Here is a 24,743-nt window from a genome sequence, read left to right on the forward strand (position 1 = left end):
GTCACATGCCTCCCCCAAAGCAAATGCTTAATCAGGTAATTTAAAGTCAGTTACAGACTCACGTAATGCTTCTGCCATGTTAGCAAGTTCGGATACCGAACGTGCTGTATCGAAAGTCGCACTCGTTGTTTGTGAGGTAATTTCTTGTACGACATTCATCGTCGTTGCAATATGACCTGCAGACGCTGACTGAAGTTTTGCAGCATCAGAAATGCTTGCAATCAATTTCGCCAAGTTACCTGATACGTTCTGAATCTCATCCAGTGCAACACCAGCATCTTTAGACAAGTTGGCACCGCGTACAACCTCAGACGTGGTTTGCTCCATTGAAATTACAGCTTCGTTGGTATCGGTCTGAATCGTTTTTACCAGTGTTTCAATTTGCTTTGTCGCTGAAGCTGAACGTTCTGCAAGACGCTGTACTTCATCTGCAACCACGGCGAAACCACGGCCTGCTTCACCAGCCATAGATGCTTGGATCGCTGCGTTTAAAGCCAAGATGTTCGTTTGGTCTGCAATATCGTTAATTAAGGCAACGATGTTACCAATTTCTTGAGAAGACTCACCCAAACGTTTAATACGTTTAGAGGTTTCTTGAATCTGTTCACGAATGATATCCATACCTTCAATTGAACGGTTTACAACATCAGCACCATTTGCTGCAATTTGTACAGAACGTTCTGCTACCACGGCTGACTCTTCAGCATTCGAAGATACTTGGTCAATGGACATTGCCATTTCATTAATCGCAGCAGATGCGCCCGCAATTTCTTGCGCTTGGTGTTCTGATGCTTCTGCCAACTGGTTAGTAATACCTTGTGTACTTGCCGTATATTGCGCAACCTCTTGAGAAGTTTCTGTAATACGAGATACTAGGTCACGTAACTGGTCAATCGCAAAGTTGATGGAGTCAGCAATGGCACCTGTAAAGTCTTCAGATACTGTCGCATGCGAACGTAAGTCACCATCTGCAAGGTCAGCAATCTCATCCAACAAACGTAGAATCGCGTTTTGGTTACGGTCATATTCATCTTGAAGACGTGATACACGTTTTTTATCTGACTCGCCACGAAGTACAAGTAATTTGAATACACAGAACAAGAATGCGATCAACGCTAAAATTAGACCCAATGCAGGAATCGCAATCGCTAAACCAGTACCACCTGACAACTTATTCAAATTGGTTAGCAACGTGTCTGATTGTTCAAAAATAGATGATGATGCTTGACGTACTTTAACGATTTGAGATGAGTTTTTTAGTACTGTTGCCGCTGCAGATTTCAATACATCATCATATTCAGACTGAATACTGGTTAGAGAGTCGCGCATTTCAGGATCATTAATCCGTTCCACACCTAAGTCAGCACTGCCATTTAACTGTGCATTTAGGTAAGAAGCGAAAGTTTCTGTATCTGAGCTAAAGTCATCTGCAGATTCACGTGAGTTGTCTGAACCCGTCAATACCGAACCAATCGAACGAAGAATACGTTCAGCAATGAATACTTGGTTCTTTGCAATCACGACTTGGTTGGCTGGCACATTTTGACGTGCCATTTGGTCAACCATTAAGTTATATTCGGCCTGAATACCAGGAATTGTTTCACTAATTGCGATGTTGGTATCATATAATTGATTAATAATTTTTTGTTGTGATGCAATTAAATCAATATTTGCAGAAACTTTCGTCCACTGCGCATCTACTTCACGTAGCGCATCTGTACTTGCATGAATATCTTTAACAATTTCTAGGTTTTCAGCAAACGACTTTTGCGATTCGGTCAATTTTTTAATCGCTTCAGGCGTACCTGATGCTGTAGCTTCTGTCGCTTGACGTGAAATGGTTTGAGATAAAAGTCGTAACTCACCCACACTACGGGTAAATTCGTTATTTCGCGGTACGCTATAGAATAGGTACAACAGTAGGAAAATTGCTAAAACAATACAAAATGCTGCACCCAAAATTAATGGCTTGGACTTTTCACTATCACCAAATACACGTGAAAACTGTTCCGTCTGCGATTGAATTTTTGCTACTAAAGCATTTCCACCTGAGCGGTTCGTGCTTCCATCTGTATTTTTCTTTTTAAGTTTAAAGCCCATGCAGCTTCTCCCCGATTTACGCCCTTATATTTTCGTGCGCGACAATGATATTAATTTATAAATTTTATAGATGCGTTCATATACTTTGGATTGTCTAATAAGCGACTGAATAAGAAAACATGCCATTGTTGGTTATGTTGATGGAAATACCCTTGGCAATATTCTTTTAAGTTTTGATCTAAATCATCATGCTTAGAAAAAAAACTCTTCTTATTAAAGTGCTGAATCCCCAGAACCTGATCTACAACTAAACCGACATAGTGGTCATTGTGACTTATACAGAGTACTTTTTGAGTTGGTGAATACGTACTACGATGCCCCGACATGTAATGCGCCAAGTCAGCAACAGAGAGTAAACGTCCTCGAATATTTGCCAAACCGACAACCCAAGGTTGGGTATTTGGCACTAAAGTATATTTCGGAGGATAAATAACCTCTGCCACCTCACCTAATGGAGCAACAAAATATTGCCCCATCATTTCAAAAGCAATGCCCGACCAGCGGTTTACCTCATTTTCGTTTGAAACGTAGTTTTTATTGCCACGTTTAGCAAGTCGAAGTAATTCGATAAATCCATTTGCTGCCATAGAGCTTATCCTGCATTCAGGTGTTGCTTAATCACATCAATCAATTGGTTTTCATCAACAGGCTTAGTCAAATAATCACATGCCCCCTGACGCTTACCCCATACACGGTCAGTTGCCTGATCTTTAGTACTGACAATCACCACAGGAATGTGTTTTGTGGTTGCACCACGCGCAATTTGACGTGTTGCCTGGAAACCATTGACGCCTGGCATCACCACATCCATCAACACTAGATCAGGAAGTTCTGCCTGTGCCATGGTCACACCATCTGCACCATTTGACGCTTCAATCACCTCAAAACCGTGCTTCCCCAAAATTTCTTTAAAGCGGAATGTTTCAGTAGGTGAGTCATCCACAATTAAAATACGTGCCATAAATTTCCCCAATTACACTTATATTATTTATGCTGAAACGTGGTTACGAATCGCATTTAATAATTCATCTTTACTAAATGGCTTTGTTAAATATTCATCTGAACCTACGACACGCCCTTTGGCTTGGTCAAATAGACCATCTTTGCTAGAGAGCATCACGACAGGAATGTTTTGATAATTCTGTGAATTCTTGATTAATGCACATGTTTGATAGCCATCCAGACGTGGCATCATGATATCGACAAATACAATATCAGGATTTGCTTCTGCAATTTTTGACAATGCTTCAAAACCATCTACAGCAGTCACAACCTCACAACCTTCGCGTTGTAATAATGTTTCGGCTGTGCGACGAATAGTTTTTGAATCATCAATGACCATCACTTTAAGATTCTGGAATTTATCGTCCATTTAATATGACCCTTCCCATTTTTAGAATGTTTGTAGAAACAGATTCGTAGACGTTTTACAAGTTACGTACACTTTTAACATATATTTACTTATATTTTCAACGAACAGTTTCAGCATAAAACCACACTTCATCTCCTTTTTAAGAACGGCTTCACACTTTCCGACACACGTCGATTTTTTTTTGACTGATTATATTTTTTATTCCTAAATTTAGGACTAATATAGCACCATTTATTGCTTTTAAATAAGTAATTTAGTCAACTTTAAATGGGGGTATCAATGCTTAGGGAGTTTAATTACAAACTTGCTTTGATCGTGAAAAAAATGATGACTGCAAAAGTCATTTTACTGACTTTGCTTAGTGTACAAAGCATCATGGTCATGGCCGATCCGCCTAAAGCAGTCTGGTATCGTTATTACGATAGTAAAGGTATCGCCAATGTTAGTAGTACGGTGACACCAGATCATATTAGATATGGATATGAAGCGCTCGATACGAATATGCAAGTGATTCAACGAGCACGGCCATACAACGCCAAAAAAGATGCACAATACGCACCCCAAGGAGCTATCGCTGCAAAGCAACGGGATGCTGATCTAAAACTAAAACGTGCTTATACCAACAGTCAAGTAGCAACAGAAAAACGAAATACGGCACTTTCATATATTTTAAAACAAATTAAATTTCAACAAGATGAACTAAAGCAATTACAAAATGACCGAATTGGTTTTTTACGCCAAGAAAAAGAAAATATGCGTAAAGGTAAAAGTAATCCAAAACCACTACAAGATATGCTTGATTATAATTCAAAAAATATTGTGATGAAAAAAGAGCAAATACAGTCATTACAAAGTAACTACCGTAGTACAAAAGCCGAATACGACAGAATTATTGCTCGCTTAAAAACATTTGAATAATTGCACTTGATATAAGGACTTTATTTAATAAAGACAATATTGTGGTAAAAGGATCATAAGCTATAAAAGTATCCCTATTTTTCATTCCAACTCAGGCATGATTATACTTATTGCTCAATGTTTACCCTGCTGATCTCTTTACTCTACCAACTCAAAAATTGAACTTATGATTAATAAGCGGTCAATCATTGCGTTCACGATGACTACAGCACAAATACTCTTAAAAGCCTCTCCCAATGAACGATAGTCGAAGTGAATCCCCCTCTCACGTTCAGGTTAAGTCCAAATACTGAATCATATATCAATGGCATATCCAGTGATTGTCCGTATCATTCCACTCTTGCTATTTACCTCAGTAATCGTTTCTATGATCTGCACTTCTTTAGATAACTTTAAGAACCTTATGCTGCGTCAAGTACATAAAATCATGTCATAATAATCCGCATTTCTCTGAGGTGACATCAACGTGTCGCTTCATTTTTCATTGTATACTCTTTGACTTTCAAAGTTTAAAATTTTAGGACAGTTTCCATGCGCGCGAGTCGCTTTTTATTTGCAACGTTAAGAGAAACCCCAAATGACGCAGAAGTGATTTCACATCAACTGATGCTACGTGCTGGGATGATTCGTAAATTGGCTTCAGGTTTATATACTTGGCTGCCGATGGGCGTTCGCGTATTAAATAAAGTTGCAGCGATCGTTCATGAAGAAATGAACAATGCAGGTTCACTCGAAGTCCTGATGCCCGTAACTCAGCCAGCGTCTTTATGGGAAGAATCTGGTCGATATGTCCAATACGGCCCTGAACTGCTTCGTTTCAAAGACCGCCATGATAACCCTTTCGTACTTGGTCCTACACACGAAGAAGTGATTACCGATCTTGCACGCAATGAACTCAAAAGCTATAAACAATTGCCTGCAAACTTCTACCAAGTACAAACCAAATTCCGTGACGAAATTCGCCCACGTTTTGGTGTAATGCGTTCACGTGAATTTATCATGAAAGATGCGTATTCTTTCCATGCAAACCAAGCATCACTGCAAGAAACCTATGACATCATGTACAATGCGTACTGCAAAATCTTTACCCGTTTAGGTTTAGATTTCCGTCCAGTACAAGCTGATACAGGTTCAATTGGTGGTTCAGGTTCACATGAATTCCACGTATTAGCATCAAGTGGTGAAGATGATATCGCCTTCTCAACTGAATCTGACTATGCTGCAAACATTGAAATGGCTGAAGCCGTTTTAGTCGGTGAACGTGCAGCTCCAACTCAAGCTTTGGAAGTGGTTGATACACCAAATCAAAAAACCATTGCAGACGTCTCTAACTTCTTAAAATCTGATCCTGCTCACTCTGTAAAAGCCTTGTTAGTGCAAGGTATTGCAGCCGAAGACGGCCAAGCAACACCAGTTGTAGCCTTGTTCTTACGTGGTGATCACGAGTTAAATGAAATTAAAGCTGAGAAACACCCGCGCATTGCCTCTCCATTAACTTTCGCAACTGAAGAACAACTTGCTACACTTGGTTTAACAGCAGGTTTCTGTGGACCACAAGGTTTAGTTGAAAAAGGCTTAACTGTAATTGTTGACCGTGCTGCATCTGTTCTTTCTGACTTCGTTGCAGGTGCAAATGAATTGGATAAACACGTTACAGGTCTCAATTGGGAGCGCGACGCACAGTTTACTGAAGTTTATGACCTCCGTAATGTAGTTGAAGGCGATCCATCACCAGATGGTCAAGGTACGCTACAAATCAAACGTGGTATCGAAGTAGGTCATATCTTCCAATTAGGTCAAAAATATTCAGAAGCTTTAGGCTGTAAAGTTCTAGGCGAAGATGGTAAACCATTCACTGTAACCATGGGTTGTTACGGTATTGGAGTTACGCGCGTAGTTGCTTCAGCAATTGAGCAAAATTTTGATGAAAAAGGGATTATTTGGCCTACAGCCATTGCACCATTTGAAATTGCGATTGTGCCAATGAACGCCCATAAATCTCCACGGACGCTGGAAGCAGCTGAAGCTTTATACACTGAACTTACAGCAGCAGGTTTCGATGTTTTACTGGATGACCGTAACGAACGTCCAGGCGTAAAATTCTCCGATCTTGAGCTTACAGGCATTCCTCATCGCATTGTAATTGGTGAAAAAGGCCTAGATGCAGGTACTTTTGAATATAAAGGCCGTCGTGATGCAGACTCTGTAAATATTTCGAAAGAAGAATTACTCGAAAAAATTGCAAAATAATTTCGAAATTAGAAATCCCGCACAGGTTGCGGGATTTTTTTGCAATTTAGTTTTTAGCAAAACTTTAATCCGCCATAACAGTTTGGCCTAAAATTTTGCCCCTGCAAGGTTAAGTTAGTCAATGGAAAATCCAATGTAGTCGTCATAGGCACATTACCAACAACAAGCGCAGAACCACCAACACATCCTGTCAAAAGATTGCCACAATTTCGTGGATTATCAGTCAAGTCTTTATTAATTCCCGCAATGGTTTGTTTTAGAACTTCATTGGTGATCGCCACTTTAGTCGTTGGGCTTAAACTGCCTAGTTCCACTTCATCTTCCATCGCTAACCACCAACCCTTATTTGCTCCGACGGCAGCTCCAGTCCATAAAACATCTTGAGATTGTAAGGACAATGAAGCAGGATTATTTAAATATAATGCATGAATTAAACCCAGACTTTGATTTACAGTAATGTCCGTTTTCAGGCCTGTAATATTACCTGAGACTTGTTTATCTAAATTTAATAGACCTAATACCTTCGCGGTTAGTTGTCCGCTAAAGTCAATTTGACCAACTGTACCACTGCCTTTCAAAGTCACGTCTTTCATTCGAGTTCCAGATACAATTGTAGAGTTAATAGTAAAAGGCGCCGAAGTAGAAGATAAGTTTAAATTATAATTATTAGAGGTATAGGAAATACTTTGACACGGATCTAAGAAGCCATCTTGGCATGTAGTCCCCGAACTGCTACCAAAGAGTCGTCCTTCAACGACCCCATTTATTGTTAAATTGGTATCTGCATAGGTCATACTGCGGGCTTCAGTCACAGCTGTGCCTGTTGCAGTTTTGGTTTTCATATAGCCACTAAATGTATTAATGCCATTCGGTGTCGCACTATTTTCCGTACCAAGTGTCATTAAGCCTTTAATCTTTTCAGCACTCAAACGAAAACCCAGTACTTCACGTGTGGCAGCAGAAGTCGGGTTTTTAATAGCGAATTGAATAAATGGATTTGTAATTAAGGCAGAAGTTGCTGCACGCTCATCAGCGGTATAGTTTGAGTTATCAGGAAGTCCACTCAGTGAAATATGATCTATATCAATATCACAGGTACTCGCGCGAATTGCATTATTATCACCACCACAGCCCAATTGTAGCTTTTTAATATTGGCATTCAATTCCATTTCTGCACTAAGAGCCAATTTATAAAAACCAATGTTTGATTGATTATATGTTTTCCCTTGTGCATCTGTTGTATTTGTCCCCTGCTGAAACTCGAGATTAATCAAAGATTGGCCTTCAATTTCTGAAAGTTCTTCATCATTTAAAGCAGTCATCGCATAACTTTGACTCAAACCCAAAGTTGCAGTAATCAAAACTGAGATTAAAGACTTATTCATCTTACTTATTCCTTGTCTTTCTTTTTATCGAGGAGTAATACCCAATGTGCTACGCATAGCTCCACCCGTAATGGCAATATCTGCAACTTTCTGCATTGTTCCCGTTGGAGACAGTGCAACTTCTGCTCTAAAAGCAGCCCCTTGTCCACCCACTAATGCCTTATGGTTAAATTGCACTTGGTTGTCGATGACAACTGAATCCTTTTGCATGTGAATTTTTCCATTAAAACCTAAGTGACCTTGCATTTTATTCAAGTTAATACTAGAGGTTTTAGAGGTTGTCCCATTACTGTCCGTATTGCTTAAACTAATAAAACTCCCTTTCTTACTTTCATTACTCTGATCTAAGCTACTTAAAGTATTAAATTCAAAATTTGATTTAAATGACAAATAATTGGTCTGAGGAGTTCCACCTATCGCCTCAAGCCCCGGAATAATGAAAAGCTCACCTTTACCATCCAACATAAATGCAATAGACGTCAGTACATCTTCTTTTCGAGAAAAATTATTAATCGGAACAACTTCTTTAGCACAAGTGCTTACACCTGCTGGACAGTTATATAAGGACCCAGGGAGTTGACCGATTGCTATTTCTGCACTGGCAGCAAATAATAAATTATCTGCTTTGATATAGATCTCATTCTCATTAAAACCAATAACACCATTGGCTTTAAAATATGAATCAATATTTCTTAAGCCTGCATAGTAGTTCACTTCTTCGCCATGCTGACTCATGGCACCATCAATCACAATAATAGACGTTGTTTTCGGATTACCTTGACTATCTTCCCCATAACCGTCTGTCGATACCGCAATGTCGTATCCTAAGCCGTCCTTAACAGTTCCAGCAGTATTGGTATATTTCTTTGCAAAAAAAGCAGCATTAGCATTCAAGTTGTAAATCGGAATACCTAAGCCCCATGTTCCCTCATTAGTGTTATTCACCGCGATTGAATTATCTGAAATAAACCGTGCTTTACGGGCAATCGCTTGAAAATCCATCCCACGCACGGCAATAAATGCCATGTTTGATGCATTCGCTGTCGGTGAAGGGTTGTATGTCAGCTCATAATTTTGTGCGCCCAATATATTCTTGATTTGATCATTAATCACAAAGCCCATAGCATTAGAACGAATGTTATTAATATAAATCTGACCAAAATCAATATAAGCATTTTGACTCGTTAAAGCTGAGTTAGGATCAGTAGATGTACGTACATTGAGTGGCGCTAAGTTTGAAAACTCAATAGCATAACTACCAGTTCCCGTATGTCCCAATTCAAATGTGGTTGGTGCTACAGCTCCAAGTAAGCTATTTCCCGTACGCGTAAAATCGGCTGCAACGTTTAAATGCAGACCACCCGCATTTTTAAAAGCATAACCCGTAGATGCTGTAGTCTCACTTTCTTGAACATTGCCATTAATCCGATTGACCGTATTAAACTTAGCAATCCCTGTCTGATCTGCATTGAACGCAATCTTGCCATTCGTTAATGCCCCCGATGCTCCGATTCGAATTAAATTTCGTTGAGTTGAGTTTTCTGAACCGTAGCGCATATCAACATTTAAACCAGGGTTTGTTGCAGTACCACTGCGACTCCCATGTACATCGGTCTTATCTTCAACACGCCCAAGTACAATAAGATTATCACCAAGACTCCCTTTGGATGTGAGTACAATACCTTCAGCGTCATCAATATATAAATAGCCATCTGCCGATAAATTAAAGTTCAAATCTTTCAAAGTTAAATTTTGATCACCCTGCCCATAACTGATACTGGCATTTTGTAATTTAAAATCTAAATGTGCTTTCGAATCACGGTTGAATAAGCCATTTGTCGTGGTTAAATACACTTCAAAAGGTGAAATGGTTGATAACTTCAAGCTTCCTAAATTTTGATCGGTTTCACCTGTTGCACAATTCGGCGAACATACCAACATAATTTGAGCAGCAGTTGCGGTAAATGGCGATACACTGGCAAAAAGCTGTATGCCCACACCTTGTGTACCATTGGCTAATTGTGTAGTTCCAACATCGAAATCAAGTTTAGATTGAATATTGTTATAACCATTAGCAGCTTTAATCTCTATATTGTGTAAGCCTGTTTTGACGGGCATCTGGCCAACTTCTGCTGGGTCAACCCAATTTAGTTGCTTAATCTGAATTTTTGATGCTTCGTGCGTAATAGAAATGCCATCTTGACCAGTCACATCACTTAAAGTTTGGTCATTTAAAGCCTGTAATGCATAGCTTTGATTCGTCGCGCAAATGCATAGTGTCAGAAGGTTTAATTTTATTATTTTATGCATTTCAATATCCTTTTGAAACTTTATGACTAGCAGCGACTACTCGCAGTACCTGAACAGTTATAGCTAAAGATTTTTAGATTTCCATCTAGGTGCAAATTCCCATGTACATTGAGCCCCATAAACCCTTGCTCTTGGCCTTTGTCGAAGTTGGGTACTGATTTGGTCGTGCCATAGCCATTGTAGGTTGCGGTATTAAAATAGCCCTGATCACCACTTTCAACTGAAAGACTAGCAAAGCCCAAATTACGGATTTTTAATGGTTTATCATCAAAAAACTTGAGTAGCATCGCAGTTTGTGGTTTTCCATCTCTATTCAGAAGTGTAGTCCCTTCCAGTGAAAATTTATCAATTTGCATCGTCCCTTGAAATTGCTTAAATACCAGCCATTTTTGCTGCCCATTTTCTTTATGATTATTTGGGGAAATCGCTATACGGCAGAGTTCTAATAAAGCACAGTCTTGGTTTGCTCGCATTTGATAATATGCTTCAGTCACAATTGCTCGCCCATTCGCATCAACTCCATTAGTCTTAGAGATAGAATTAAGACTCATGTCATTGGCATATTGATGGTTAATCGAGAGTGTTAAGCTTAAATCCGCCCCTCCCTGACCAGTAACACCCACCAATTCAGTATTATCCAGGTCAACCAAGCCAGCTTGAGATAACATCGGACTAGAGATCAACATGGCTATACATATTTTTTTAATCATGTCAGTCCCCTACAAACCTGTGGTCTTAATTTTAAAATGCTGAATCAACACACCATCAATAGCCACAGAACCCAAGTTCACAGGTGTTGCTGTTCCTGTTCCACGAAATACCACACCTGTAGAATTGGTCGCTGTATTGGCTTTTAAGGTGTTGCTGGTTGGATCACGTGTCACGCTACCGATTGAAATACTGCTGTGTGTTGCATTATTCCCTTGATAATTGACAGCTGTAGACCCTGCACCTGTTTGTACGATATTTGAACCACAATACGCTACATTACAAGTTGAGCCTTTATATTCAGTACTGGTTCCACCTTCCACATCTGGATAATAGGTATAAATCTGTTTATATATCTCTGGAACTTTGGGTATACGGGTAACTTCAAGAATAATATTTCGCCCTTCAGAACCAACAACAAAAGGTTGGTACATATTCCCCAAAACCAAATTAATGTTAGGACTGTATAAATAAAGCCCCTCACTCGCATCAAAGATAGGAGCCAGTGAACGATCTAAAGCAGGAGTAACAGCAGTACCATCATTGGTTGTAGCTGTGCTGATTCGAAATGCTTTGGAGTTTAACAACGATTTATTCGCATCGGTATTTGCATAAACCAGCCCTGATGGATCATCATTCGTATTAATCCGAAGTAAGCTCGCCATCCCAAAAGTCTTGTTTTGTTGATCTAAGGCAGATGCTTGTGTCTGAAATAAACGTATTTGTGAACCATTTAGACTTAACCCATTGGCAACCGCTTGCAAACGAATGCGTTGGTCTACCCTCAAATCAGGATCAGCTGCCGCATTTGTTGTCGTTGGCGCACCAGTAATCGGATCGACTTTATTTTGAGAATTCCAACTCCGAGAAAAGGCATCTAACCATAAGCCTAATTTAATATTGTTATCTGTTTCACTGGCCAAAACTGTCGCCAAAGGGGCCTCTAGCCCCAGAAAACTCACATCAGCACTTGCATTTGACTGTTGAAATTGTTTAATGCCCGTAGCAGTTCCTGCACGAAATAACCAAGGGTTAACGTCACTTCCCCATGTGAAGCCCTGATTGCTAAAACGACTGTTGGCATTATTATCAGATTTTGAAAGAGCTAAACCATAAATGAAAATATCAGCCTTGGTTCGCTTCGTGGTCAGATCATCGGCATTTGTATACTTAGAATAATTTTCACCGATCGGAATAATCCGAATAAAGCCTGTATCATACTGTTGTGGATTAGCAACGCCTCGATTGTAACTCGAGGCTGTCGACATATCATTAGGTCCCTGAAAGACCATTTTAAAATTTTCAGGAAGTAATGCAATGCCCTCACCTGTAGTATCCGCTAGATGTTCATCTGAGAGTGACTCAAGCGCAAAAGTAGACTGCGTCAACATAAGTCCGACAAGACTAGCTAAACAGGATTTTTTAAGCCCTGTAGAATAAATACGATTCGTCATCTCGACCATCCTTATTATTTGATGCTCCGCATCTTTTATGTACTGCATCCTTTGCTTGGCATTCTACTTTGCGCACTATAATTTTTATTTGCGTCAACCAAAGCACCTTAAATTCTTAATTTATTATGCTGAAACTCACACTAAATGCAAAACCAACTGTCCGATAATATTTATTTTCCGATGAATGAATTGACATAAAAAAAGCGGATCAATGATCCGCTTTCTTATATATCAAAAACTTAGGTCTTCGGCAAAGTCACACCTGTTTGCCCTTGGTACTTACCACCACGGTCTTTATACGACGTTTCACACACTTCGTCAGATTCGAAGAACAACATCTGTGCAACACCCTCACCCGCGTATATACGTGCAGGTAGATTCGTCGTGTTCGAGAACTCTAAAGTAACATGACCTTCCCACTCAGGCTCAAGCGGTGTCACGTTTACGATAATACCGCAACGTGCATAGGTTGATTTACCCAAACACACGGTCAACACATTGCGTGGAATACGGAAATACTCAACGGTACGTGCTAAAGCAAATGAGTTCGGTGGAATAATACAAACATCAGCTTCAATGTCGATAAAACTTTTATCATCAAAGTTTTTTGGATCTACAATTGCCGAGTGAACATTGGTAAAAACTTTAAATTCACGTGCACAACGAACATCATAACCATAGCTTGATACGCCATAAGAAATGAGTTTTTGACCATTTTCATCTAAACGAACTTGGTTTTCTGCATACGGTTCGATCATGCCGTGTTTTTCGCTCATTTCGCGAATCCAACGATCAGACTTAATAGCCATTTATTCTTTCCAAAAATCTTAATTTCAATAATTGCGTTGTACTTTAACTGAAATCGCTTTCAATGAAAATAAGCACATCTATGTTCGCAAAGTTTCTGTCTTTAATCTTCAAATTAGAGGCTTAAAATCGCAGAATATCCCAATGGAATTGAAAAGGTCATCAATACAATCGACGCAGTTTTTTGCAAGTTGCATTGGTTCAGCCAACGAATTTTATTGGTTGCTAAAATTGAGCCAATAAATGTCCAAAAAAAGGCAATCGGTATAATCAAAATCAAAAAAATCGACATGTGCGACAAATAATAATCCATATTTGTCCAAGCAATGGTTGGAAAAATAGCTGAAGCAAATAATAAGGCTTTCGGGTTAAGCAAAGTTGCGCAAAAAAGCTCTCGTGCACGAATGGTTGGCTGATTAAAGCTAACCTCGACATCGGCTGTACGCCATAATTTGATGGCCAAATAGATAATATAGCTCGCACTAAACAGCTTTAAAATAGTGGGTAACAATGGTAAGTGTGTAGACACTTTTCCAATGAGAAAACCCCATGCTGTGATTGAGATGAGATAGCCAAAAGCTTCTGCAGGAATAAGCCGCAATGACTTACGGATACCCACTTGAATGCCAGATGAAGCAAGTAAGGTATTGGTCGGTCCTGGGGTCAAAAGAATGGTTATGACTAAACCAATAAAAAACCAAGTGATCATATTCACAGACCCACAGATGTATTCTTATAAGATTAATAAGTCCCCTCAATGAAAGCAATCGAATTTAGTGAACCGAGATAACACTTTTTTTAATTTTTATTCAACAATTAGCACAAATGAGACCTAAAACCTTTAACAAATCTAGCTTTCATAAATATGAAGTTATAGATTTTATTCTTATTTTGAATCAATGGTTTTATAAATCAAATGGACATGACTAATGAAAAAAAACTATTCAAATGATTTTTAATCAATTACTTTTTAAATAATGCGTATTTTTATTCATCAATCTGATCACGTGAAGTCAAGGATAAAAGAGCCAAGTGAATGGCGTTGAAGATAATAAAACGAGGAAATTGTATAAAAGACAAACTCAGCTCATGCTATTCTCGACCGTCCTTATAAGTCTCGAAACACGTTCAAAAACAATAAAATCATCCCAGTACGTTCCACTACAACAGAAGTCAGTGCTCAAGCTTCGAGCAAATTACAAAACAAATTAGTCAACATCGCGACAGGTGGTGCATCTGCTCTATGTAATGTAATTAACATCAACTTGTTGTTTGAAATTTATAATAAAACTTATACTTTATATCCAAACTATGGGCAAATCTTGACATCAAAACCTCAGGCATAAAACCTTGACGGTTTAAAAGGGATATACCTTACAGTGGGCACATAACACTCTAGAGGTGACACGTCCAGACACATGAGTTTATATTCCCTGTATGGACCACGATTGTGAGTATTGTCTTTATCTCTGTGGTCGGTATTTTAGCGCTGGGGGTTACAGTTGAAAGTTCCTTTAAAATTGGTTTGAACTGGTTTTAGCGGATGTTCTTAGGTGCAGGTGCTTTATGTATGATTATCCCTGAAACTGTGACTGATATTATTGGGATTTTGATGGTGACTAGCATTAATATTTTGTAAGCCAAAAAACAAAATCAGCCCTATTCACTATCCTAAAAAGCAAAAAAGCCCAACTCATCAGGTTGGGCTTTTTTTATTGAGGCTTAATTTAAAAAATACGGGTTTGGTCTTTTTCAGCTTTCGGCAATGCTGCTACAATTTTTTCAGCAATTTGCATATAGCTGTCTGCTGCACTGTCTTCAACTAGAACCGAAGGCTTCCCTGCATCTGCATTTTCACGGATTTGTACATTTAAAGGCAAACGTCCCAAAAGCGGAATAGCATATTGCTCAGACAGTTTATCACCGCCACCCGTACCAAAAATTTGCTCTTCAAATCCACAATTTGAGCAAATATGGGTCGACATATTTTCCACTACACCCATGACTGGTATGTGTACGCGGTTAAATAATTCAATGCCTTTGGTGGCATCCATAAGTGCCACGTTTTGAGGTGTAGTCACAATCACTGCACATGTCACAGGAATACGCTGCGCAAGGGTCAACTGAATATCACCTGTACCCGGTGGCATATCAATCATTAAGACATCTAAGTCAGGCCATAAGGTTTGATTGAACAGTTGCATCAATGCCCCTGTCGCTTTTGGCCCACGCCAAGCCACAGGAGTATTATGATCACCTGTTAAATGCCCAATTGATAACACTGCTAAACCATAGGCATCTAAGGGTACAAAGTTTTCCGCTTCAATCATCGGCGTTTTGCCCGCATTGCCCAACATGGTCGGAATACTCGGACCATAAATATCAGCATCTAAGACCCCCACTTTTAAGCCTAGCTTTTGCAAAGCAAGTGCAAGGTTTACGGTGGTGGTCGATTTACCTACGCCCCCCTTGCCTGAGGATACCAAAATCACATTTTGAATACGCGGATGCTTCGGCACATCACGTTGTTGTGGCGCTGCTTTTTGAATGGGTGGATTGTTTGGATCAGCTTCAACCGATGGTGCCGTGGCTTCGGTTGTTGAACCTGAAGCATCAATCACAGGCGGTAAATTGCTTTTCGGCACAGCCTCTTTTGCTTGGCTTGAACAGCTCTCACCTTCAGCGTGTTGATGTCCGCAGCCACCAGATTTTTCTTTATGTCCAGTTTTTTGCTGAATCACATGCATATTTAATTCTTTGATACCACACGCTTCAAGTGCAACTGCCAAATCATCATGGATCTGCTGTAAATCATCTGCTTCAGCAGGAAAAGTATTCAGGGTAATTTGCAGGATATTACCTTGCACATTCACTTGAGTAATGCGGTCTTTTAAAGCATTGTTTGAATTGGGCAAGATATAGTTTTGCAGCACTGTTTGGATTTCTTCTTCCTTTACCTCCTGCGCAGGAGAAAAAACAGATTTAAGAGAAGAAAGCCACGACATATATTTGCTCCAAATTCGAGTTCACAGCTGAGTGCTATAGTTTAACCACAAAACTTAGAGAGGTTAAGTTAAGTCTTCATAGAATATGCCATGAAAACCGATATTCCTACCAAATCAGTTGGTTTTTTTTATTAGTAATCCTGTCAAACGCTAATATTTAGCTCTAGAACATTCAAAGTGAAATCAGTGAATTGTTTCAAACTTGAACGTAAAGAATTGTAATTTTTGACTCATCTCACCATTTAAGGTGATGTTTTTGCATAGCAAAATACCTATATTCTGTTGGTCTATAATGAAGCTATATGGAGAAAAACAATGAAATGGGGGATCGCGTTTATTTGCGCTTATTTGCTGTCGGGCCTAAGTTTTGCCGATACATCAACCAACTCGTTTAGGACTCCTACGGGTCAAACCGTGACCATAGGTGACCAAGTTCAGGACATGCAGAAAAAAATCAACTTGTCACCGACTTCAATGGTATCTAAACCGCTAGGCACTGCTCCCGACAGCCCTATGGAAACAGTATATATCTATGAAATACAAAACTTTCGCTATACCATTCGTACCGTGAATAACCAAATTCAAAGTATTACATGGTTTAATTTAGACACAGACCCTGCATCATATACACAGTCTGTGCAGTAACATTTAGGTTATAACAGTCGGCTAGCTAGTTAACATTAAGCTTGGTCGTCTTTTTTAAACTTTTGCAGTGTTTCTGTGGCTTTCTTTTTCAATTCGTCAAACTTTTCAGTGGCTTGCACCTTAAACTCTTCCAGTTTAATTTCAGCCTCATGCTTTAACTCTGTAGCTTTAAGTTTAGCCTCATCCAGTTTATGTCCTGCTTCAACTTTAAAATGATCCAATTTCTCCTGCGCGACTTGTTTCGCATGCTCAGCTTTGGCTTGTGCAGACTCCAACTTTTGCTCAAAGGCGGCATTAGCTTCAGCTTTACTTTCTTCTACATTCTCTTTTAAGTCAGTCAGTTGCTTTTCAGCATCAAGCTTGGCTTCAGTGGCCTGATGCTTAACATCTTCCAGCACTTTCTCACCTTCAAGTTTTGCCGCTTCAGCTTTTAACTTTAAGTCTTCACTCAGTTCAGTCGCTTTGGTTTTTAAATCATCGAGTTTATTATCATTCGTCATGTCACAGCCCTCTTTCGTATTTAAAATTTTGCTTAACTCAGAGTTATACCTTGCTTTTTAAGTGCTGACGCCATTTGCATCATTTAGAAACAATAGATGTACAGGATGCATCAATTTTAGATCCATCCTATACTTTTATACGGAACAAACTAACGCTTTAAAGTACTGATAAAACTGATTACTGCAAACAGCCAAATAAACAAAATGAAACTGCGTGCTTGAGTGAAATGAGTCACGTCTGCGCCATGCACCATATTATGACGGCTGGCAGTAACACTTGAACTCGCATCCATTTTCAATGCTTCAAGGCTCAGGAAATACGGATTGATTTCACTGGCAATTTTAACTTTATGCCATAAGCTTTTGACTTCATGACCTTTCAAGCCCGGCACAATTTTATAGACATCGACAAACTTGGTTTGATTTTGCTGTAAATAACCATGCTCAACTAAGGCATCCGTCAAAATCCCTTCAATTTGACCATAAAGAACCGTAATACAACCTGCATAACACTGCTGTTGATACAGCTTTAAAGTTTCTTCAATCACGCTGCGGCGTTGGGCTTGGAATGCCCCCAACTCCATTGCATCATAAGCTTCAAGCAAAGTCGTTTGGAAATAGTCCGTTTGAATTAAATCGGGCAATTGAAACTCAGTCATATCCGCTTCTTTTTCATTGGCCATTTGCCAGAAAAACAACAGATTGAGCACGTCATTGGCGATTGGTTCATCACTTTCATACTCAAGTTGATCGACCATGATTGCAAAGTATGAATCTTCAGACTCGAGCTGACGGAGTGACTCAACCAATTGTGCATGTGGTCGACTGCCCATTGAGGCAAGGTAGTGTTCAGCTTGTTGTAAAAGTTGATTGCCCAGTAGTTTAGTCGCTTGTGGATTTTGCGGAATTCGGGTCACGGCTTGGTCGAAATCAAAATCATCGTCAATCATGGACGGCATACTCTTAAAAACGGGCTGAATCCACGTATTATCGCTGTTATTAGCGCATGAATATAGAGAAAATACACATTAGTTTTAAGCTGCATAATTTGAGTTTTTAACAATCCATTCAATATGTCTCTTGCGAAAGTTAATTTTGAATCATCCAGTTGATCAGTCCAGCAATTAAATTCATCCTTAAACCAAATCGTTTCCTTCGATTTCGATAACGTTCACTAAGAATACGGAAAACTTTAAGTTTTGAATTGATATGCTCAATTGTTATTCTACGACGATTGATCTCTCTATTGATGCTTTTCGCTTCTTTCGATAACTCCATATTTTTAGGTTTCTTTATGGCTATTAGCAGCTTACTCTTTATTTCTTTAAAGCCCTTATAGGCTAAATCAGCCATAATACACTTAAAATTTACAAACTCTTTAGCATATTTTCTTGCTATCGTTAAATCATGTCTGCGTCCAGTAGCAACTTGAATACTGATGATTTGATTCAGGTTTGGACTAAAAATAACTTGTGTTTTAAGCGTATGTTTTTTCTTTTTACCGCTATAGTAATTTACTTGTTTTTTTAGGACGCTCTATCTGTGATTCAGTCACATCTACAATCACGAAATCAAGCTCTTTTATTTTGGGATCTCTTTTAGGTAGTGAAAATTGACGTGATCGCATGAGTGCCGTTTCGACTTTATGAATCGTTCGGTTTACATTACTTTCTGCAATATCATAAGCTGCTGCTAACTCAATTTGAGTGCTATATGAGCGTAAGTAATTAAAAGTTAATAATAATTGGTCTTCAATCGTTAATGTGTGTGGACGACCAGATTTTTTCTTTGCTCTTTCTGCTTCTTGCAGAATAGTAACCATTTGGACAAATAAAGGACGTGGAACTCCAACTAATCGTTTGAATTCCTTATCATTAAATCGTGTTAAATTTTCATATCTCATCTGTTCAGTATAAACCACTTCTTACTTTCGCAAGAGATCTAATCTTTCATGAAAAGATGAATAAACTATTTTATGCCGTTTTAAACCATGTATTTCCGATTATTTTTTCACTGTCTTGCTCAAATTAATGATTGCTGCTCAATCTAGCGATCAACTCATACAAGCTTTAGCCTCATTTGAAAACTTTTCACCGATTCACTTGTGCAAGTCGCGGCTATCTAAGGTAAAATCGTTGACCTTATATAAAATACGAATGAGAGAGTCATATCCGTGCGTAATATTTTAGTCACTAACGCCCTACCATACGCCAATGGCCCCATCCATATGGGACACTTACTCGGTTATATCCAAGCAGATATTTGGGTTCGTGCCATGCGTGCAATGGGACACGATGTGACTTATGTATGTGCGGATGATGCTCACGGTACAGCCATCATGCTACGTGCCGAAGCAAATGGTATTTCACCTGAAGATCAAATTGCCAACGTACAAAAAGAGCACATTCGTGACTTTGACGGTTTCGGTGTACATTTCGATCATTATGATTCGACCAATAGTGATGAAAACAAAGCACGCTCTTCCGAGATTTATATTAAGAACCGTGAAGCAGGCAATATTGCCATCCGTCCTGTCAATCAGCTGTTTGATCCTGAAAAAGGCATGTTCCTGTCTGACCGTTTCATTAAAGGCACATGCCCAAAATGTAAGTCGGAAGATCAATATGGCGATGCGTGTGAAGTCTGCGGTACAACATACAACGCGACTGAGCTTTTAAACCCAAAATCGACTTTGAGTGGTGCAACGCCTGTAGAGAAATCTTCAGATCATTACTTCTTTAAACTGCCGAATTTCTCAGAATATTTACAAAAATGGACGCGTGACCAAGGTCGCTTACCAGTTTCGATTGCCAATAAACTGGATGAATGGTTTGAAGCTGGTTTATCAGACTGGGATATTTCACGTGATGCACCGTATTTCGGTTTTGAAATTCCAGATGCGCCGAACAAATATTTCTATGTTTGGGTCGATGCGCCGATTGGTTATATGTCGAGTTTTGAAAACTACATCAAGACTAAACGTCCTGATTTAAGTTTTGACGACTTTTGGAAGAAAGACTCTGACAAAGAAGTCTATCACTTCATTGGTAAAGACATTGTTTACTTCCATGCGCTGTTCTGGCCTGCAATGCTTGAAGGTGCAAACTACCGTACGCCATCAGGTTTATTCGTCAATGGTTTCTTGACTGTAAACGGTCAGAAGATGTCGAAGTCTCGCGGGACATTCATCAAAGCTGAAACGTATTTAGAGCACTTAAACCCTGAGTACTTACGCTACTATTTCGCGTCTAAACTGTCTGATAAAGTTGAAGACTCTGATTTGAACTTGGATGATTTCGTTCAGAAAGTAAACTCTGACTTAGTCGGTAAAGTGGTAAATATTGCCAGCCGTTGTGCAAAATTCATCAACACCAAGTTTGATAATAAGTTAAGTGTAACTTGTGCAGAGCCTGAATTGGTTCAAAGCTTTATTGATGCGGGCGACTCAATTGCGAAAGCCTATGAAGCACGTGAGTTCTCTGCTGCGATTCGTGAAATCATGGCACTTGCAGACAAAGCTAACCAATATATTGATGAGAAAAAACCTTGGGCTTTAGCCAAAGTTGAAGGCGAAGAACAGCAAGTACACGATGTTTGTTCGGTGGGGATTAACCTATTCCGTCAATTGGCTGTGTACCTTGCGCCTGTACTTCCAACTTTAGCGGCTCAAGTACAAGAGTTCTTAAAACTAGACTGCTTTGACTTTGCTTCTGCTCAAACGGCATTGGTCGATCATGAAATTGCATTGTTCCAACCGTTAATGCAACGTGTAGACCCGAAAGCGGTTGCAGCCATGGTTGATGCATCTAAAGACTCTTTAGCTGCTGCGACAGAAGCGCCAAAAGTGGAAAAGAAAAAAGAGAAGAAAGCTTCGACTAAGCCTGAGCCTAAAGTGGGTGAAGCTGAAATTATTGGTATTGAAGACTTTATGAAAGTTGACCTACGTGTAGCTGAAGTTTTAGAAGCTGCAACAGTAGAAGGTTCTGATAAATTACTTCAATTAACTTTAAATGTAGGTGAAGCTGAACCACGTAATGTGTTTAGTGGTATTCGTGAGTTTTATCAGCCAGAAGACTTAAAAGGCAAATTAGTGGTGATGGTGGCTAACCTTGCGCCACGTAAGATGCGTTTTGGTATTTCTAACGGTATGGTACTTGCCGCAGGTAATGGTGAAGGTGTTTGGGTGATCTCACCTGAATCTGGTGCTAAAGCTGGTGATAAAGTGTCTTAAGATTTAGATCTGAGATGAGAAAAAGCCTCTACTTTGTAGGGGCTTTTTATTGGGTGTAAATTGAATTAACATTAGATATAAGTAATCGAATTTAATGTTCTATTATTATTTAAAGAGCTTAAATTATAAATAAAACCCTGATTAGGAGCAGATCATGGACAATCAAGAAAACAATTTAAGCTTCTTAGATGTCGAATTATTATTAAATGAAGTTGGCGCTGAAAATCCAAACTTAGCTAATCTTATACGTAAAATAATTTATGATTCACCGACAAAGAAAATGAATACTCATGCAAGAGAAGTCATAAGCAAAATCATCAATAATCAAAAAAATAATGATAAAAAATGCCAGCATAATGGTTGTAATGCAAAGAGTATTAATTCTCATGTAATTTCAAAAAATAAATTAGATAATTTTTTAGGAAATAAAATTAACGATAAAATTATTATAGATGTTTTAGATCTAGATTTAAAAGAAAACCCATATAAATATAATTTTAAGCAGAAATCAACCAAATTTTCTTGTTCATTTTTTGGATATTGTAGAGATCATGATCGGGATTTATTTAATGAGTTAGATAATGCAGGAATTTTGTATAACAACAAATTACTCAATTACCAATACCTCAGAATGTTATATGAAAATATCCGAAATTTGGAGTCTGAACTCAAAGTTTTTGAAAATATTTTTAACGAACTTAAATCTTTAAATAATCAAAGTCCAAATGATATCTCTACAGATTTTATAAATACTAGAGAAGAGAAGTTAAAAAATACAAAAAATAGATTAGAACGATCAAAAGAAATTTATCAAAAAATTTGGCAAGGTTTAGTTACGGGTGTTTTTTATATTACTAGCAAAAAATATAGACTAAAAAAATCAGGAATTATATTTTCACATTTTTTTGATTTAACAAAAGGTGATGATAAAGAACCATATACTTTTTTTATACTAAAAGAAGAATATAAAAAAACTTCATATATTTATGTTGGGACATTATGTAATGAAAATTCCATTGAAATCTTTGAGTCTTTAGATTTACATAAATTTGAAGGAAAACAATTTTTAACAGAGCTTATGCTTGATTCAAAAGATAAACTTATATTTTCTACAGAATTTAAAAAGCAAATAAACGAAAAAGAACTTAGTATTTTTCTGAAAAATCAAGATTTATTTCCCAATGAGCCAATTGAAATATTTTTAATACAGGAAATTTTATTTAATTCCGAAAAAAAATTATACTTTTACACGTGATCTATTCATGTTAAAAATAATCACTATTTTAAATTTATAAGAATCATATGAAAAACCTAAAACCAATCTTCGTTACATTAAGCTTATTAACAGCACCATTAACTCAAGCCATCACTCCTGTCGAGCCAACCAAAACCAATCCACAGGTTGCAGGCTACTACCAATATCAAGCAGATGACGTACAAATCACAGCCCTGCTAGATGGTACAAACTTTATGTCACCAAGCTTGTTTAAAGACATTCCACAACAACAAGTTCACGAGATTTTAAAGAAATACTATGCAGATCAAGAGAAAGGCGTACAAACCTCTATCAATGCGTTCCTCGTCAATACAGGAAAATCTCTAGTATTAGTAGATAGCGGTGCAGCCAGCTGCTTCGGTGCACACTTAGGTTCAGTTCTAACGAACCTAAAAGCATCAGGCTATCAACCTGAGCAAGTTGATACCATTCTACTCACACATCTACATCCCGACCATGTCTGTGGTATCAGTAAAGATGGCGTTGCCAATTTTCCTAATGCAACCGTTTACGTTTCCAATGATGAAGCGAACTATTGGCTAAACCCGAAACAAGTCAGCCAACTCCCGAAAGAAAAACAAGCAGGCTACTTAGGAACTGTTGAAAAAATTAAACAAGCCATTGCACCCTATCAAGCCAAACAACGCTTCAAAACGTATCAATTGGGCGATCAAATTCAGGGCTTTAAAGTGATTAATACCGCGGGGCATACACCCGGACATTTTAGCTATGAGTTAAAAACCAAAGATGAAACGATGGTCTTTATTGGTGACATTGTGCACTCACATACCGTGCAATTTGATAAACCTACAACGGCAATTGATTATGATATCGACCCGAAAAAAGCAATACAAACCCGCTTAAAGCAATTTGCAGAATATGCGAAAGGCGGGCAAACCATTGCAGCACCACACTTGCCATTCCCCGGCATTGGGCATATTTATTCAGCAGATGGTAAAAGCTATCAATGGATTCCTGTGCATTTTAAGGATTGATGAAATATAAAAAACCCTCTCATTTTTGGAGAGGGTGAGCCTGAGCTCAAACAGTTACTTCATTCCAAAAATAAGTTTTAAACCCAATCCCGTCATCACAGCCCCAGCAACACGATCAAATACTTTCTTAAACTTTAAATATACACGACGTGGCTTTTCCGCAGACAAGGCAACCGCCACAAGCGAATACCAACCTGCATCAATAAAAAAGCACAGCATCGGCAATACCACATAGAAATAAGTTGGAATTTCTTTGGGTAAAAGTGCAGTAAAAATACTGGCAAGAATAATGGCAATTTTAGGATTACTGAGCTGAGTAATCAGCCCCAACCGAAAAGCCTGTACATAACTCATCGTCTTTACAGAACCATTTACAGCTTCCATCGGTTCTTTAGCATGTTTAATGATTTTATACGCCAGCCAAAGTAAGTACAAACCGCCAAAAACTTTCAAAGCAATATAAGCGGACGGTACAGCCAACAAAATTGCTTGTAACCCCATGACTGCAAGCAAACCAAACAATGCAGCGCCTGTGCCTGTACCTAAAGCAGTAAATAAACCATGTTTACGTGAAATCGCAATTGAATTTTTGGCGACATAAATAAATGTTGGACCAGGACTAATAGCACCTAACATTAATGCCAAAGTAATAGAGCCTAAAATCAATAATGATTCCAAGAGTGACCTCTAAGTTGAGAGAATTTGATCAGCAACGATTTTACGCTAAACAAGGTTGTTACGATATTCACTTTATCAATTATTTTTCACGTTTATATTTCAATGTATA

The 24,743-nt window shown here is 38.6% G+C and carries 21 protein-coding genes; 6 read left to right on the top strand and 15 right to left on the bottom strand.

Annotated features, from left to right (window positions below):
- Positions 1-27: 27 nt before the first annotated feature.
- Genes B9T36_RS05445 through pilG form a run of 4 tightly spaced genes read right to left on the bottom strand, consistent with a single transcriptional unit; the run spans position 28 to position 3,472 of the window.
- Complete coding sequence (locus tag B9T36_RS05445) at positions 28-2,100, bottom strand: methyl-accepting chemotaxis protein (RefSeq protein WP_086208514.1); 2,073 nt, start codon at positions 2,098-2,100, stop codon at positions 28-30.
- Between the two features lie 50 nt (positions 2,101-2,150).
- Positions 2,151-2,687, bottom strand: a complete 537-nt coding sequence (locus B9T36_RS05450; RefSeq protein WP_086208515.1) for a chemotaxis protein CheW — start codon at positions 2,685-2,687, stop codon at positions 2,151-2,153.
- Between the two features lie 5 nt (positions 2,688-2,692).
- Positions 2,693-3,061: a response regulator gene (locus B9T36_RS05455; RefSeq protein ID WP_004694491.1), complete on the bottom strand. Its 369-nt coding sequence runs from the start codon at positions 3,059-3,061 to the stop codon at positions 2,693-2,695.
- Positions 3,062-3,088: 27 nt separating this feature from the next.
- Entirely contained in the window at positions 3,089-3,472 is a 384-nt protein-coding gene (gene pilG, locus B9T36_RS05460) for a twitching motility response regulator PilG (RefSeq protein WP_086208516.1), read from the bottom strand.
- A gap of 279 nt (positions 3,473-3,751) precedes the next feature.
- Here pilG and B9T36_RS05465 point away from each other — a divergent pair, with 279 nt between their 5' ends.
- Both B9T36_RS05465 and B9T36_RS05470 read left to right on the top strand, forming a co-directional pair.
- Positions 3,752-4,390, top strand: coding sequence for a hypothetical protein (locus B9T36_RS05465; protein ID WP_086208517.1), 639 nt, complete (start codon positions 3,752-3,754; stop codon positions 4,388-4,390).
- A 531-nt stretch (positions 4,391-4,921) separates the two neighbouring features.
- On the top strand, positions 4,922-6,640 hold the full coding sequence (locus B9T36_RS05470; RefSeq protein ID WP_086208518.1) for a proline--tRNA ligase: 1,719 nt from the start codon (positions 4,922-4,924) through the stop codon (positions 6,638-6,640).
- Positions 6,641-6,693: 53 nt separating this feature from the next.
- Here the strand turns inward: B9T36_RS05470 and B9T36_RS05475 are convergent, their stop codons facing one another.
- The 7 genes from B9T36_RS05475 to apbC form a co-directional block, all read right to left on the bottom strand.
- Entirely contained in the window at positions 6,694-8,025 is a 1,332-nt protein-coding gene (locus tag B9T36_RS05475) for a hypothetical protein (RefSeq protein ID WP_086208519.1), read from the bottom strand.
- 24 nt (positions 8,026-8,049) lie between these two features.
- Positions 8,050-10,335 carry a DUF6160 family protein gene (locus B9T36_RS05480; protein WP_086208520.1) on the bottom strand — a complete coding sequence of 762 codons (2,286 nt, stop codon included), beginning with the start codon at positions 10,333-10,335 and terminating at the stop codon, positions 8,050-8,052.
- A 26-nt stretch (positions 10,336-10,361) separates the two neighbouring features.
- The gene (locus B9T36_RS05485) at positions 10,362-11,045 is read right to left on the bottom strand and encodes a hypothetical protein (protein WP_086208521.1); all 684 of its coding nucleotides are present in this window, start codon (positions 11,043-11,045) and stop codon (positions 10,362-10,364) included.
- Between the two features lie 9 nt (positions 11,046-11,054).
- Complete coding sequence (locus tag B9T36_RS05490; protein ID WP_086208522.1) at positions 11,055-12,497, bottom strand: hypothetical protein; 1,443 nt, start codon at positions 12,495-12,497, stop codon at positions 11,055-11,057.
- 239 nt (positions 12,498-12,736) lie between these two features.
- Complete coding sequence (gene dcd, locus B9T36_RS05495) at positions 12,737-13,306, bottom strand: dCTP deaminase (RefSeq protein WP_004694514.1); 570 nt, start codon at positions 13,304-13,306, stop codon at positions 12,737-12,739.
- A gap of 113 nt (positions 13,307-13,419) precedes the next feature.
- Complete coding sequence (locus tag B9T36_RS05500) at positions 13,420-14,013, bottom strand: LysE family translocator (protein WP_086208523.1); 594 nt, start codon at positions 14,011-14,013, stop codon at positions 13,420-13,422.
- 1,018 nt (positions 14,014-15,031) lie between these two features.
- The gene (gene apbC, locus B9T36_RS05510; RefSeq protein WP_086208524.1) at positions 15,032-16,309 is read right to left on the bottom strand and encodes an iron-sulfur cluster carrier protein ApbC; all 1,278 of its coding nucleotides are present in this window, start codon (positions 16,307-16,309) and stop codon (positions 15,032-15,034) included.
- Positions 16,310-16,624: 315 nt separating this feature from the next.
- Between apbC and B9T36_RS05515 the strand changes: the two genes are divergently transcribed.
- On the top strand, positions 16,625-16,954 hold the full coding sequence (locus B9T36_RS05515; RefSeq protein ID WP_086208525.1) for a hypothetical protein: 330 nt from the start codon (positions 16,625-16,627) through the stop codon (positions 16,952-16,954).
- Positions 16,955-16,989: 35 nt separating this feature from the next.
- Here B9T36_RS05515 and B9T36_RS05520 read toward each other — a convergent pair whose 3' ends face one another.
- The 3 genes from B9T36_RS05520 to B9T36_RS05530 form a co-directional block, all read right to left on the bottom strand.
- Positions 16,990-17,454, bottom strand: coding sequence for a hypothetical protein (locus B9T36_RS05520; RefSeq protein WP_086208526.1), 465 nt, complete (start codon positions 17,452-17,454; stop codon positions 16,990-16,992).
- Between the two features lie 149 nt (positions 17,455-17,603).
- Entirely contained in the window at positions 17,604-18,404 is an 801-nt protein-coding gene (locus tag B9T36_RS05525) for a hypothetical protein (RefSeq protein WP_086208527.1), read from the bottom strand.
- Positions 18,405-18,543: 139 nt separating this feature from the next.
- A protein-coding gene (locus B9T36_RS05530; protein WP_139841352.1) for an IS5 family transposase occupies positions 18,544-19,357 on the bottom strand; the annotation gives its coding sequence in 2 pieces (ribosomal slippage) (positions 18,544-18,966 and positions 18,968-19,357; 813 coding nt in all).
- Between the two features lie 270 nt (positions 19,358-19,627).
- On the opposite strand from B9T36_RS05530, the gene metG reads away from it, so the two are divergent.
- The 3 genes from metG (at position 19,628) to B9T36_RS05545 (ending at position 23,956) form a co-directional block, all read left to right on the top strand.
- On the top strand, positions 19,628-21,685 hold the full coding sequence (gene metG, locus B9T36_RS05535; RefSeq protein WP_086208528.1) for a methionine--tRNA ligase: 2,058 nt from the start codon (positions 19,628-19,630) through the stop codon (positions 21,683-21,685).
- Positions 21,686-21,839: 154 nt separating this feature from the next.
- Positions 21,840-22,940, top strand: coding sequence for a hypothetical protein (locus tag B9T36_RS05540; RefSeq protein ID WP_086208529.1), 1,101 nt, complete (start codon positions 21,840-21,842; stop codon positions 22,938-22,940).
- Between the two features lie 47 nt (positions 22,941-22,987).
- Positions 22,988-23,956, top strand: coding sequence for an MBL fold metallo-hydrolase (locus B9T36_RS05545; protein WP_086208530.1), 969 nt, complete (start codon positions 22,988-22,990; stop codon positions 23,954-23,956).
- Positions 23,957-24,010: 54 nt separating this feature from the next.
- Here B9T36_RS05545 and B9T36_RS05550 read toward each other — a convergent pair whose 3' ends face one another.
- Positions 24,011-24,634, bottom strand: a complete 624-nt coding sequence (locus tag B9T36_RS05550) for a LysE family translocator (protein WP_086208531.1) — start codon at positions 24,632-24,634, stop codon at positions 24,011-24,013.
- Between the last annotated feature and the right edge of the window lie 109 nt (positions 24,635-24,743).

It is taken from the genome of Acinetobacter sp. ANC 4204 (genome assembly GCF_002135205.1).
Taxonomy (GTDB): domain Bacteria; phylum Pseudomonadota; class Gammaproteobacteria; order Pseudomonadales; family Moraxellaceae; genus Acinetobacter.

Excerpts from the sequence above, each read along its gene's own strand:
- B9T36_RS05445 (WP_086208514.1), bottom strand. The coding sequence starts at position 2,100 with ATGGGCTTTAAACTTAAAAAGAAAAATACAGATGGAAGCACGAACCGC.
- B9T36_RS05450 (WP_086208515.1), bottom strand. The coding sequence starts at position 2,687 with ATGGCAGCAAATGGATTTATCGAATTACTTCGACTTGCTAAACGTGGC.
- B9T36_RS05455 (WP_004694491.1), bottom strand. The coding sequence starts at position 3,061 with ATGGCACGTATTTTAATTGTGGATGACTCACCTACTGAAACATTCCGC.
- pilG (WP_086208516.1), bottom strand. The coding sequence starts at position 3,472 with ATGGACGATAAATTCCAGAATCTTAAAGTGATGGTCATTGATGATTCA.
- B9T36_RS05465 (WP_086208517.1), top strand. The coding sequence starts at position 3,752 with ATGCTTAGGGAGTTTAATTACAAACTTGCTTTGATCGTGAAAAAAATG.
- B9T36_RS05470 (WP_086208518.1), top strand. The coding sequence starts at position 4,922 with ATGCGCGCGAGTCGCTTTTTATTTGCAACGTTAAGAGAAACCCCAAAT.
- B9T36_RS05475 (WP_086208519.1), bottom strand. The coding sequence starts at position 8,025 with ATGAATAAGTCTTTAATCTCAGTTTTGATTACTGCAACTTTGGGTTTG.
- B9T36_RS05480 (WP_086208520.1), bottom strand. The coding sequence starts at position 10,335 with ATGCATAAAATAATAAAATTAAACCTTCTGACACTATGCATTTGCGCG.
- B9T36_RS05485 (WP_086208521.1), bottom strand. The coding sequence starts at position 11,045 with ATGATTAAAAAAATATGTATAGCCATGTTGATCTCTAGTCCGATGTTA.
- B9T36_RS05490 (WP_086208522.1), bottom strand. The coding sequence starts at position 12,497 with ATGACGAATCGTATTTATTCTACAGGGCTTAAAAAATCCTGTTTAGCT.
- dcd (WP_004694514.1), bottom strand. The coding sequence starts at position 13,306 with ATGGCTATTAAGTCTGATCGTTGGATTCGCGAAATGAGCGAAAAACAC.
- B9T36_RS05500 (WP_086208523.1), bottom strand. The coding sequence starts at position 14,013 with ATGATCACTTGGTTTTTTATTGGTTTAGTCATAACCATTCTTTTGACC.
- apbC (WP_086208524.1), bottom strand. The coding sequence starts at position 16,309 with ATGTCGTGGCTTTCTTCTCTTAAATCTGTTTTTTCTCCTGCGCAGGAG.
- B9T36_RS05515 (WP_086208525.1), top strand. The coding sequence starts at position 16,625 with ATGAAATGGGGGATCGCGTTTATTTGCGCTTATTTGCTGTCGGGCCTA.
- B9T36_RS05520 (WP_086208526.1), bottom strand. The coding sequence starts at position 17,454 with ATGACGAATGATAATAAACTCGATGATTTAAAAACCAAAGCGACTGAA.
- B9T36_RS05525 (WP_086208527.1), bottom strand. The coding sequence starts at position 18,404 with ATGATTGACGATGATTTTGATTTCGACCAAGCCGTGACCCGAATTCCG.
- B9T36_RS05540 (WP_086208529.1), top strand. The coding sequence starts at position 21,840 with ATGGACAATCAAGAAAACAATTTAAGCTTCTTAGATGTCGAATTATTA.
- B9T36_RS05545 (WP_086208530.1), top strand. The coding sequence starts at position 22,988 with ATGAAAAACCTAAAACCAATCTTCGTTACATTAAGCTTATTAACAGCA.